Genomic DNA, 11,868 nt, shown 5'->3' with positions numbered 1-11,868 from the left:
GGGCCGCGCGGACGACTTGCGGGACCGGGCAAATGTCCCCGGTTGCAAGCGCCTCATCGGACACCCCGCCCGAGGACGTTCGTTCTGTCGCGGCAGGTCTCCTGGCTCGCGGGTCGCTGCGGGCTGTCGGCCTTCCCAGCGCTGTCGCGCCAGTGACCATGATGACAACCGCTCGCCGCCTACAGTTGCGGGGGCAGCCTCGGAGTAGCCGTTGCAGGCGCACCGGGTTCCCTCTTAGCTTCCATCCAACGAAATCTGGACTGGAAGACCGTGACATACTACATATAGCGGAACTCGCCGAGATTCGTCAAGCCTTATGGGATGAGGCACTTCAGGGTTTTAAGACGCCGAGCGTAGTTGTAGCGACCAAGAAGGAATAGCGATCGTTCTTCTGTCTCGAGTACTTGCAAACGTTCTTTTGAAGCCTGATCCAGTAAACATCCCCCGGCCATTGTCGTCAAACTGAGAGGCGAGCGCTGTCAAGGTTTAACTGCTGGTCGCTCCGCTTGAGCGAGACGCGATCCATATGCATGTGGCGACTAGCTCAGGCGGCGAGCAGCACAATCTGCGCTCCCTTGACCAGAACTGCATCATGTCGACGCGCTCTCTTCTCGACCTCCAGTTCGTGGGCCGCCTCGCCATCCCGACCAGCGCCCGCGTCGAACGTCCGAACCGCTTGATCCTGAAGCTGTTTCTTCCAGGCATAAATCTGATTCACATGCACCTGGTAGCGCTGCGCCAGATCCGTCACCGTTGATTGTTCTCGCAGCGCCTCCAAGGCGATCTTTACCTTCAGCGCCGCATCGATTGTCCGTCTCGTCTTCTTCATGGTCCGCTCCGTTTATCAAAACGGAACGGCATCCGCACCACCTGAGCCGCCGGTCCAAAATCCGGAGTCCACTTCAGGAAATCAGGGGGCTGCCACTATACGCCACGAGAGATATCATCTCAGTGACCTGCGGCTCATTCCGCGGGCTTAAGTCACTCCCTTGTTGCCACTCCGCGCAGGCATTGGTGCGTAATGGCGCTGGGATGACGCGAACTCTCGTCCTGAGTCCAGAAGGCGGCGCATTCGCGGGACGCACACTTGCGCCGCGTCATAGTGCTCGACGACGTGGTGGCGGGCGCTCTGGCGCAGCCCGGCGAAGTTGGTCGGCTGCTCCAGGGCTTCAATAACCCGTCCGGCAAGCTCGTCCACTGCGAAAAATGGGACAAGCAAACCGTTCTTGCCGGAGCTGATGATTTCCCGCACGGGTGCCGTGTCAGAGCCGATCACTAGACACCCCGTACTCATCGCTTCCAACATCGACCAGGACAGCACGAAGGGATAGGTAAAATAGACGTGGGCAGATGACACCTGAAGGGCTGCAATAAAGGTTTCATACGAGACGCCGCCCATGAAATGCACACGGGACAAGTCGAGGCGATCACGCACCTCATCAAGGAACGTTGATTTCCAGGTTGTACCCGTCGGGGGGGGTAGCCCGTAGGACACGCCATTCCTGCCGATGATGATGACTTGCGCGTTCGGCCGGCGCCTCAGGATCTCCGGCAGCGCCCGCATAAAGATATGGTAGCCCCTCAGCGGCTCTAGATTGCGCGCGACAAACGTCACGACCTCGTCTGAAGGGCAAAGGTGCTGACCATTCGGTAGTATTAGGCACGCTTGGGGGTTCGGCCGCATGCGCGCCGTATCGACGCCCTCGTGGATCACGTCGATCTTGCCTTGATAATGTGGGGGAAAGGTCGATTGCTGCCATCTCGTTGGCGAGATGCCCATTTCGCAATCCTCGAGCGCGAGCAGGGTCGTCGCATTCTTCAACTGGAGCCCGACGTGGCCATCAAGTCCGGGCATCGGAAACTCCGGGTCAAACCCCATGTCGCGCCCCTCCGGCCCGTAAAAGAATTCGCAATAGAGGAGCAACCGTGCCTTTGGGAAGAACGTACGCAACGGCAGGGTCTCGCCCCATCCCGGATGGGCGAAGATCAGATCAGGCGAGAACCCCGACGTCACCAAGTTCGAAAGACTGTACAACACCTGCTCCGCGCGCCGGCAGTCAATATCGAAGCGTCGCGCAAACGCATGCGTTCTCGAAACATCAGCTTTCGGAAGTGCGTATCTGATCAATCTTACCGATGGCATCGATCTTGAAGTCGGTGCGCCGACCGCGACAAGCTCGAAGCCAGGCTCCCTGGCCAAGGCAGCCGCAATGTTGCGATACTGAGCCGGGAAATTATTGTGAACGAACAGAATCTTCATCAGGGAAGCTCTGGGCGTGGCCGCAACGTGAATAAGTGCAATGAGGAAGTGTCGGTGGCACTAATGGTCGGCCGCGAAGCCCCGCTTCTATCGGGCCGATAACGAAGTGCAAAAGTGGTCCGTTTCCATCTCGCTCATTTGGTAAGGCGCCAATTTGGATGGCTATAAAATCAAAACGTAACTGTATCAGCCCTCGGCCAGTTCCCGAAGCCTAAACTGCTGTACCACTTGTGTCCTCAAGGGTTCGAAGTCCAGGACACATTCTGCTGTTCCAGATTGAAATTCATATGACAAATGCATGACAGACGTTGGTTGTGCTCATCCGTCTTGATGGGCTGCTTACATCCATCGCAATTGTCGTGAGCCTCCTTGATGAGCACCAAACAACTCCGCGTCAACTATGGCAAAGCTGCCGTCGAAACTTGATCAGCGTCAATGACAGTGCGAATGTGATCGAGCTATTAATAGGCTTTGTCAAATGGCGGAGCGGCTCAATGTAAAACCGAACAGATGCCCACGGTATCTGTTGCCGCCGGAATGGCGGTATCGCCGTTCGCTTACGAACGCTCCCTAAAAGCGTCTCGTTCGCTGAGAGACCCTCCGTTTCTCAAATGGTTCAGGCATGATAGTCGGCAACGAACAGCAATCCTGTTAATCGGATCGGATTTGGAGGGCAATGATGGACGCTGTTGAGCAGCAGAAAGTCGTCAGTCTCGATCGGGGATTGTTCTTCGTGAGCTACGCGAGAGCGGACGATCTTGCCTTCCCGCCTCGCGTTATGGTTGTGCCGACGCAGGGACATGAGGGGCGCATGGAAATTATCATGCATCCCGATGCGAGCGAGCCATACCTTTGGGCGCCCAATTGCGGTCTGATGGTGCGCGTCAACACGCCCGGCACGTTGCAGATTCAGGTTCAGCCGATGCGAACGGGAGGATCGCGCGCGGCTATGGTTCGTATCGAACCGATTCCATCCGGCCGCGCACCACTCGTCGCGCAAAGTGAGCGCGCGGTCTTGCACGCAAATGTTGCAATGGGGGACCTCAAGGTCCTCGGCCACGTTGCAGGTCGCGGCGATGTTGTCGTCGCGCCCAACGCATGGATTGCAGGTCCAACGGCCCCTTCGCGCATCGAAGGAATTGCCCTTGACTGGCCGGAGAAGCCTGTGGGCCTCGATATTCGCTATGCGGTCCAATTCGCCAATGGCCACGCGGGCAGCGGCAAAATGGTTTCACTCGGGACTTATGCTGGCACCCGCGGACGAGCCTTGCCGATCACGGCCGTCGTGCTGGAAATCAGCGGGGTCGATGGATTCGAGTTCGTAGCGGAAGCGACGTTCCTGAACGCGGCGACTTTGCGCGCTGTCGGCAAACGGGTGGTGCTGTCGGGGCCGGCCAGCCGCGAGCCTCTGGTCGGCATTCGTATCGGCGTCAACCGAATAGCAGCAGTGGACAATGTCGTGCCCGCAAAGCCGGCACGTCAGCCAGTCGGCTCGGGCAGGGTGCGTGTTTTCCGCAGTCGAGCTCCCAAGGGAGTTCCGTCGGCTAACGAGATCGGACCACCGCATGGTTCGTGACTCGGTCACTAACGTCCCTTCGCTTGGTGGGCCTTGCGCGCATATCACGCTCGAACGCCTCGCAGCCGAGGCGCTGACCGCGCAGGACTTCGCGGCGGCGCTCAAATACGTCGATCGACGCATTCGAGTTGCGCCTCCACCAGCAGCACACTGCTTCGTTCTCCGCGCCGAGGCCGCTTGGCGGCTTGGACTTAGCGAAGCTGCCTTGGCCGACCTTGAGCAGGCGCTTGTTGTCGATCCTTCCGATGTCGGCGCCAACCGCCGGATGCTGTCGTGGGCTGCCGACGATCGGCGACGGGCCGCAGCCGCTCAACTGATGTGTCGCGAAGCCAATCCGGCCATCCTTCGAGCTGCCATCGCGGAGCTACGGCGCGCGGGGGGCCGGCATTGGGCGGCCTGCTGTGTTTTCGACAATGACGTGACCGGCTGGGTCGCTTGGACCGAGTCTCTCCCCGTCAAAATAAGCCTTGCAACCGAAGACGGCACACTGACGAGCATTCTCGAGCCCAATCCGTTTCACCCTCTGGCGAGCGCGGACGTGCTGGCGACGACCTTTTTGGTTCGACGGCCGCCGTCCGTAGCACCTCAGATCGTGACGTTGAGATGCGGCGAAGAGATCATTCAGGTCCGACGCGTGGCACCCAACCTCGCCTCGACGGTGAGCCTTCGTTCCGTTCCCCACCCTTCCACCAAGCTCGGATCGAACGTCGATCCGACCGTTATCGTTCCCGTCTATAAGGATACACGAGCAACGATCGAATGCTTCGAGAGTCTCGACAAGGCAAGGCGCCCGCTGGGATCCCGCAAGAACGCCTTTCAGGTACTCGCCATCGATGACGCCAGTCCCGAAGTGGGGCTGCGGCGTTATCTGAGCGAACTCGCTGCAGCAGGGAAGATCCGCCTTCTCGTGAACGAGGTCAATCTCGGCTTCGTCGGCGCGATCAATCAGGCGCTGAGTGAGATCTCGACGGGCGATGTCGTGCTGCTCAACTCAGACACGCTCGTCCCACCTGGCTTCGTCGATCGATTGGCTGATGCAGCACGTTCCGCACCGAATATCGGAACTGTCACTCCGCTCTCCAATAACGGCGATATCTTCTCCTTTCCAACGCCAAACGATGTCAATCCGATGCCCGGCTATGACGAGATCGTCGCGATTGATCGCATCGCAAGCATCACCAACGCGGGCAGCGCAATCGATGTCGCAAGCGGCATCGGATTCTGCCTCTATGTGACGCGCGCCTGCCTCGACAGTGTGGGCGAGTTCTCGGATAATTTTGAGCGTGGCTATCTTGAGGACGTCGATCTCTGCCTCCGCGCGCGAGCCAACGGCTTCCGCAATATTTGCGCACCGTCGGTCTATGTCGGCCATCATGGCTCGAAATCCTTTCAAGAGGAAAAGCGAGGTCTTGTGCTTCGCAATCTCGTCATTTTGGACCAGCGATTCCAGAACTACCGCCAGGAATGCCGCGCCTTTGAAATCGCCGATCCACTACGGCCAGCGCGCGCGGCGCTCGAGCGCGCGCTACCATGGCCGGCGGAGCCGTCGGTGCTGGTGCTCGCGAGCGCGCGGACCTGCCCTGCTGTAACCGATGCGCGGATACGCCATCTTCGGTTGCATGGCGAGCGCGCGATCCTCCTCCTGCGGGAGCACGACGTTCTTCATCTCAGGGCTGCCGATGGAGGTTTGCCGCAGGCCACGCGTTTGAGCCTCGCCCCAGGGGCAGATCTCGCCAGTGCCGACGAAATCCTAATGCGGTTATCACCAACACGTGTCGAGCTCCTTGAGCCGACCCCGCCGCCGCGGCTGATCGAGCTGATTCGGGGCCTAAATCTTCCGGTCCATCGCTGGCTGATATCGGATAGCATGAGCGAGATCGCTTCCCTGCCCTCCGAGACGACCCTACTTCTCGTCCCCAGCAAAGCGGCTAAGGCCTTTGCGCAAAAAAGATGGCCCAATCGCAAGACCGTCCTACATGACTGGGCCACATGCTCGCTGACATTGCCTCCGCTCTCCGCCTCAGGTAATTCTCTCGTCATCGTCCCCTCTATGCCATCGCCCGTATCCCTGCGCACGATACGAACATTGGCAGATCGTCTGAGGAGGCGCGCCCCCTGGCTACCGATCGTCATCGCCGGGGCAACGTGCGGCGATGATCGCCTGATGTCGCAGCCCAATCTCTTCGTCACGGGCGCGGTTGCTGCGGATGAACTGGGTAAGGTCCTTGCACCGTACAATCCGGGCTGGCTCCTGACTGATTTCGAGCAGCCCGCGTTCGGTCATCCTCTCGTCGAAACCACCAAACAGGCGGCACGACCGGTCGCTTATCGCGACTGGTCCGGAGGCGCGCTGAAACCCCGCAAAGGCGACCTTGCCATTGAAGCCAACGTGGACGCGGCAGGGCTTGTCGACTGCGTGGTCGACTGGATCACGCCTTTATGAGCATGTCGCGTCTCTCTCGCCCCCAGATCGAACCGTTGATCACGCCAAAGCTTGTCAGCCGCCTTGCGCTCGCGAGCGATGGCACGTTGTCCGGCTTCGTGTACTCGCCCCAGGCGCCGGAGCGCCGCTTCACCGTAGAGATTTTGCTAGACGGGCTGGTGTTCAGAACAGCCTATGCCGACGCCTTCGTTCCCGCGCTTGCTGAACAAGGACTCGAGGCGAGTTGCGGGTTCGCGATCGCGATCGAGCCAAATTTGCTTCGCGCCGCGCGCGCCCTCGAGGCGCGCCTAGCCAATCTTGACGCGCCCGTCGGCCGCCCTCTTGATCTCGCGCGTGACCACGCAAGTCTCGCTGATCTGCGCAAGACATGCGAGTTACGCTGGCTTGGCGGGCTGCATTTCGAAGGTTGGATCGACAGCGAACCCGCTCTCTTCTTGGAAGCGATTGTTGACGGAGAGGCCGTCGCGCAGGTTCACGCTACAGCTTGGACCCATAGCGGTGAACCCGCCGCACGTCGGATCGTACGCGCCTTCCATCTCCACGTTCCCCAACGTTTTGCCAACGGACGCGTTCACAGGATTTCCTTGCGCAGGGGGAACGGAGAGCCAATCCCGGCGACGACCGTGTTTGTTGCCTTTCCTGACGGTCTCACCGGAATGATCGACGCCCTTGGCGGCTATGGTGCCGAGCGTCTGCGCGGTAAGCTGTATGATCAACTCATTCCAGCTTCGCTTCCCCTCTCCGACTACGTGAATTGGCGCGATCGCTTCCCGCTGCCGGCGCCGCAGGAGAGTGGCCTTTCGCTCGCTGTAGTCGTTGCCGGCGCCGCCGGCACTGAGCAAACCCTCGCCGCGCTGGACGCCCAGACCCACGAAAGATGGATGGCAGGCGTGATCGACGGTAAGCCGCTGTCCGTCGACCCCGACGCTATCCTGGAATTTCTGGACGATGCCGCATTCGATGCACATCACATCGTCATCGCGATGCCAGGTGTCGTGCTCGAGCCAAATGCCCTGGCGCGAATCGCTGCCGCATTCGCCGCCTATCCGGATGCGATCGCCCTGTACGGCGATCTCGATTTTCTTGCCGAGGACGGCCGACTCTGGCCGCTAGCCTTTCCCGCCTTTGACTATGAGAGAATGCTCGAGCAAGGCTATTGTGCGCATCTGTTCGCCGCGCGACGGGACGTCCTGCGCACAGGCCTCGAGGCCCGCCCCGACAATCTCTACCGCCTCTTCAACTGCCTGCTCGATCACGCTGGTCCGCACCAAGATTGTATCCTTCACTTGCCGGGAGCGCTGGCAACGCTGCCTAAACTCGATCGAGCGAACGCAAGCTACCAGCTTGCCGCGGCGAGCCAGATGCACCTCGACGCACGCGGCATCAGCGCGGACGTGATTCCACAGCGCGGCCATCTCTTTCCAGCGGTCCGAATTGGTCGAGCGATGGCGTATCAGCGCGTCACTGTGGTCATACCGACCCGCGATCGTCTCCCGCTCCTGCGGACCTGTCTCGACAGCATCGCGCCCGCGGTCGATCGCTGCCGCGCAGATATTCTTGTCGTCGACAATGACAGTGCCGATCCGGACACCATGGCCTACCTTGCAGGTCTGGCGAGACGCGGCGTGCGGACCTTGCGGGTCGAAGGCCCCTTCAACTTCGCAAGGCTCAACAATCAAGCCTGCACGGTTCTCGACAGCGACGTGCTGTGTCTGCTCAACAACGATATCGAAGCGAGCTCCGACGATTGGCTCGTGGAGATGCTGACGCGGCTGGCCGAGCCTGATGTCGGTGCGGTCGGCGCGCTCCTGACCTGGCCTGGCGGCGTCGTTCAGCATGGCGGTGTCGTGTTGGGGATGAATTTTGCGGCGTCGCACGCCTTTACCGACAGATTCGCCAACGATCCGGGCTTTCTCGATCAACTCCGGGTGGCGCACGAATGCAGCGCCGTGACTGCGGCCTGCCTCGCGACGAGACGAAGCGACTATCTTGCCGTTGGTGGAATGGACGAAGCGCGCTTTGCCGTCGCCTTCAACGACGTGGATTATTGCTTACGGCTGCGCCAGGCGGGCAAGCGCATCGTTTTCACGCCGCATGCGAAGCTGGTCCACACCGAATCGGCGAGCCGCGGTGTGGATGATCGTGCCGATCGACGCGGCCGGTTCGAGCACGAACTTAGCCTGCTTCGGGCGCGCTGGGGTGAGTGGCTCAACGAGGACCCCACTTACAATCCGCAGCTGTCGCGCGATGGGATTCCCTACAGCGGCCTCGCCTGGCCGCCGGGGCCGCGTAACCCTCGCTACAATCATCTTGCGCCAGCGCGCGACGTGCCGTTGGGGTTTTGAGGCAGCGCCTCATCGCCCCTCAAGATCGCCGCGCGCTCTTTGCTCGATCCGCCACTGTATCATGAATAGGCTCGCCGCTGGAGCGGGCGCGCCGGCTCAATACCCGCAGCTTCTTCCTGAACGAAATCGTCGAGTTCGACCGACAGCGCCACCTGCCAGGCCGGCGTGATCACTCCGAATTGTCTGTTCAGGCGCGACAGGTCGAGTCGGGAGTTGCAGGGCCGCATCGCGCTGGTCGGGAAATCAGCCGTGGCGATCGGAACGATCGTTTCCACCTGGAGCTTCAGACCGCGCGACCTGAGGCCGGCGACGATGGTGCTCGCAAAGCCATGCCAACTGGTCTGGCCGGTGCAGACGAGATTGACGACGCCGCCTTTGCGCGCAAAGTGCTCATTCAGGTTTCACAGATTTGGCAGCACGATATCAGCAATGGCACTAGCGATCGTCCTCGCCGTCGTCGGCGCGCCGATCTGGTCGGCAACGATGCGCAGCTCTTTGCACTCGGGCCCAAGCCGCGCGATGGTGCGCAGGAAGTTCGCGCCTTTGGCGGCGTAGACCCAGGAGGTGCGCGCGGTCAGATGCGGACCGCCGGCCGCGCGAATGGCAGTGTCGCCGGCAAGCCTGCTCGCGCCATAGACCGAAAGCCGGGCCCGTCGGACTATCCTCGCGCCACGGCGGCCTCCCCGGAGCCGTCGAAGACATAGTCGGTGGAAAAATGCACCAGCGGCACGCGGTGTTTCGCCGCCCATTGGGCGATGACCTCTGGGCCTCCAGCATTGATGCGGAATGCGACCTCGCGCTCGTCTTCAGCGCGGTCTACGGCGATTTAGGCCGCGGGGTTGATGATGAGATCGGGCTTGAAGATGTCGAGCTCGCAGACAAGCCGTTCACGCTTGGACATATCAAACTCCGCGATGCCAGGCGCAACGATCGTACCGAGCCCTGCCAGGAGTGGTTGCAATGCGCCTCCGACCTGGCCGTCGGTTCCTGTCAACAATATCCGCATCAGATTTGCCCGTAGGCTGGAAGGTTTTTCGAGTCGGCAAGGAGCGGCGCGTCCGCATCCTTCCCCGACAGCGACGTTCGATACCCCCAGTTGATGCCGATCGTGGGATCGTTCCAGCGGATCGAGATCTCGTTCTTGGGACTATAGAAATCGTCGCATTTGTAGAAAAAGTCCGCGGTCTCTGAGAGCACCAGGAAACCGTGCGCGAAGCCGCGCGCGGAACCCATAATTGCCGCCGGTTCTCGTCGCTCAATTCAACGGCGACGTGACGTCCAAATTTTGGGCTCCCGACGCGTATGTCGACGGCGACGTCGAGGACCTTGCCTCGCAGCACGGCGACCAGTTTGCAATGGGTGATGGGGATTTTGCAGATGCAGACCACGCAGCACACCGTAGCGCGAGCGGGACATTTTGTCCTGCACGAAGGTTGGCGAGGCTCTTCACTTCGGAAGCGACGACTGCGAAACCGCGTCCGGCTTCGCCAGCGCGCGCAGACTCGATCGTCGCATTGAGCGCGAGCAGATTGATCTGCCCCGTGATGTTATTGATCAACTCGACGATACCGCTCATCGCCTGCGCGGCCTCGGTGAGGCGCTGGGCAGCCTCAATGGCATATCGGGCGATGTCGTGAGTGCGCTGAGCTCTATCAAGCAGGCAATCAATGATGTCAGCGAATACGTGACATCCACTGCCGCCGCCATCGAGGAGCAAAGCACGGTGGCCAACGAGATGTCGACCAGCATGCAGCGTGCCGCCGCGGAATGGGGCGGGTGAGCGGGCGCAGGCCCGGTCGGTTACGGGCCGAGCGGGAGCAGCGCGCCGGGCAAGCTGCGGAAGAGGTCGGCTTCGGGGCATGCCGCGGCGAACGCAAGGCGAATGCGGCTCGCGGTTTCGACGACCCGGGCTGCGATTTTCAAGAGACGAAGACGCAGCGTCGCGAACTCGGCAGTGGCCAATTCCCGGACTTTGGGAATGGCGCCGCGCACGGTAAGCATCAACCAATAAGCGGCGGTGTGGAGAACGAGACGGACCTGGTTGGCGAGCGCCGAACGGCAACTGGTGCGATCGGAGGCGAGCTGCGTCTTATGCAGCTTGATCAGATTTTCGGCTTGGCCGCGCGCGCAATACAGGCTGTCGTAGATCCACTCGGCCGAGCCGACATCGAGGCTGGTGACGACGAAGCGGATGTCGAGGCCGAGCATCGTCGCCTCAATACGGGCGACAGTGCGCCGTTCGTGATCCCAGGACTTTGCCTTGTGGCGCGTCTCGGTATAGCCGCGCAGAACAGGCAGGTTCTCGATGGCGCGTCGCGTGCGAACGTCGTCGGCGACCTCGTCGACTTTTCTGGCGAGAGGCTTGGTACCGGACAGACCGAAGATGTAGTCGATGCCGTTGTTCTCGCACCACGTCATGGCCTCCGGCCGAGCATAGTGCCCGTCGCCACGGAACGTAATTCGCGTCTTGTGCCACCGCGTCCGGATATGCCGTATCAGGCGGCGCAGATGGGCACGCACCTCGACGCCGCCCGGCGTCTTGCCGGGCCGCAGCACGACCGCCACGGGCCGGCTCTTCTCTGTGTTTCGGCATGGAATAAGGACCCCGTATTCGGGGTAATCGGCATCCAATCGGGACCCCGGGGCAAGGGTCCACAGTGGCTTCCATTGAGTCATGGAAGCCGAGGTTGGGATGCTGGTAGTGGAGACGATTGCCAAGATCCGTCGCGCCTATTTTGTTGATGGTCGTCCGATCATGGCGATCTGCCGAGAACTCGGCGTGTCGCGGAAGGTGGTCCGCAAGGTTATTCGTTCTCAAGCAACGGAGTTTCGGTACGAACGGGAGACGCAGCCGCTCCCGAAGATGGGGCCGTGGAGTTCCGAGCTTGACCGGCTGTTGGCGGCAAATGAGAGCAAGGCGGCACGGGAACGGCTGACGCTGATCCGGTTGTTCGAAGAGCTTCGCGGCTTGGGCTATAACGGCGGCTATGACGCGGTTCGTCGCTACGCGCGACGCTGGAGCCGGGAGCGCGGCACCTCGACAGCATCAGCCTATGTCCCGCTGAGCTTTGCGCCAGGCGAAGCCTATCAGTTCGACTGGAGCCACGAGGTCGTGCTTTTGAGCGGCACCACGGTGATGGTGAAGGTCGCCCACGTCCGGCTCTGCCACAGTCGCATGCTGTTCGTGCGGGCCTATCTCGTCAGAGCTATGGCCGAAACTGGGTGATGACGGGTTGAGAGAGGC

Annotated in this window: 7 protein-coding genes, 5 pseudogenes and 1 riboswitch; of the genes and pseudogenes, 4 read left to right on the top strand and 8 right to left on the bottom strand. The window is 61.0% G+C overall.

The annotated features are described in order from the left end of the window. Positions 1–73 precede the first annotated feature (73 nt). Positions 74–288, bottom strand: a riboswitch (cobalamin riboswitch). Positions 289–544: 256 nt separating this feature from the next. Further along, a complete protein-coding gene (locus tag NLM33_RS41335) occupies positions 545–829 on the bottom strand; it encodes a transposase (RefSeq protein WP_254104163.1) in 285 nt (94 codons plus the stop codon). 147 nt (positions 830–976) lie between these two features. Then, positions 977–2,260: a glycosyltransferase family 4 protein gene (locus NLM33_RS41330; RefSeq protein ID WP_254104161.1), complete on the bottom strand. Its 1,284-nt coding sequence runs from the start codon at positions 2,258–2,260 to the stop codon at positions 977–979. A 733-nt stretch (positions 2,261–2,993) separates the two neighbouring features. Here NLM33_RS41330 and NLM33_RS41325 point away from each other — a divergent pair. The 3 genes from NLM33_RS41325 to NLM33_RS41315 are packed head-to-tail and all read left to right on the top strand — an operon-like array spanning position 2,994 to position 8,624. Next, positions 2,994–3,836 (top strand): hypothetical protein, encoded by an 843-nt coding sequence (locus NLM33_RS41325; protein WP_371930174.1) that lies wholly within the window; start codon positions 2,994–2,996, stop codon positions 3,834–3,836. Then, a complete protein-coding gene (locus NLM33_RS41320) occupies positions 3,826–6,279 on the top strand; it encodes a glycosyltransferase (RefSeq protein ID WP_254104158.1) in 2,454 nt (817 codons plus the stop codon). Before NLM33_RS41325 ends, NLM33_RS41320 begins: the two co-directional genes overlap by 11 nt. Next, entirely contained in the window at positions 6,276–8,624 is a 2,349-nt protein-coding gene (locus NLM33_RS41315; protein WP_254104156.1) for a glycosyltransferase, read from the top strand. The genes NLM33_RS41320 and NLM33_RS41315 overlap by 4 nt, the downstream gene beginning before the upstream one ends. 59 nt (positions 8,625–8,683) lie before the next feature. Here the strand turns inward: NLM33_RS41315 and NLM33_RS50020 are convergent, their stop codons facing one another. From NLM33_RS50020 to NLM33_RS41285, 6 genes and pseudogenes are all read right to left on the bottom strand, one after another. Beyond that, positions 8,684–9,022, bottom strand: a complete 339-nt coding sequence (locus NLM33_RS50020; protein ID WP_371930173.1) for a sugar nucleotide-binding protein — start codon at positions 9,020–9,022, stop codon at positions 8,684–8,686. 3 nt (positions 9,023–9,025) lie between these two features. Next, on the bottom strand, positions 9,026–9,373 hold the full coding sequence (locus tag NLM33_RS50015) for a sugar nucleotide-binding protein (protein ID WP_371930058.1): 348 nt from the start codon (positions 9,371–9,373) through the stop codon (positions 9,026–9,028). Beyond that, positions 9,283–9,630 (bottom strand): annotated as a pseudogene (locus NLM33_RS50010) (NAD(P)-dependent oxidoreductase). The gene NLM33_RS50015 and the pseudogene NLM33_RS50010 overlap by 91 nt, the downstream one beginning before the upstream one ends. After that, positions 9,630–10,055, bottom strand: a pseudogene (gene rfbC / locus NLM33_RS50005) (dTDP-4-dehydrorhamnose 3,5-epimerase); the annotation flags it as partial. The pseudogenes NLM33_RS50010 and rfbC, both read right to left, overlap by 1 nt. 1 nt (position 10,056) lies before the next feature. Beyond that, positions 10,057–10,230: pseudogene (locus NLM33_RS41295) on the bottom strand (methyl-accepting chemotaxis protein); the annotation flags it as partial. Between the two features lie 194 nt (positions 10,231–10,424). Further along, positions 10,425–11,213 (bottom strand): annotated as a pseudogene (locus NLM33_RS41285) (IS1380 family transposase); the annotation flags it as partial. 103 nt (positions 11,214–11,316) lie between these two features. On the opposite strand from NLM33_RS41285, the pseudogene NLM33_RS41280 reads away from it, so the two are divergent. Then, positions 11,317–11,820 (top strand): annotated as a pseudogene (locus tag NLM33_RS41280) (IS21 family transposase); the annotation flags it as partial. Positions 11,821–11,868 lie beyond the last annotated feature (48 nt).

Source organism: Bradyrhizobium sp. CCGUVB1N3, assembly GCF_024199925.1.
Classification (GTDB): domain Bacteria; phylum Pseudomonadota; class Alphaproteobacteria; order Rhizobiales; family Xanthobacteraceae; genus Bradyrhizobium.
The sequence above is the reverse complement of the archived record's forward strand: the minus strand, read 5'-3'. Positions and strand labels throughout refer to the sequence as shown.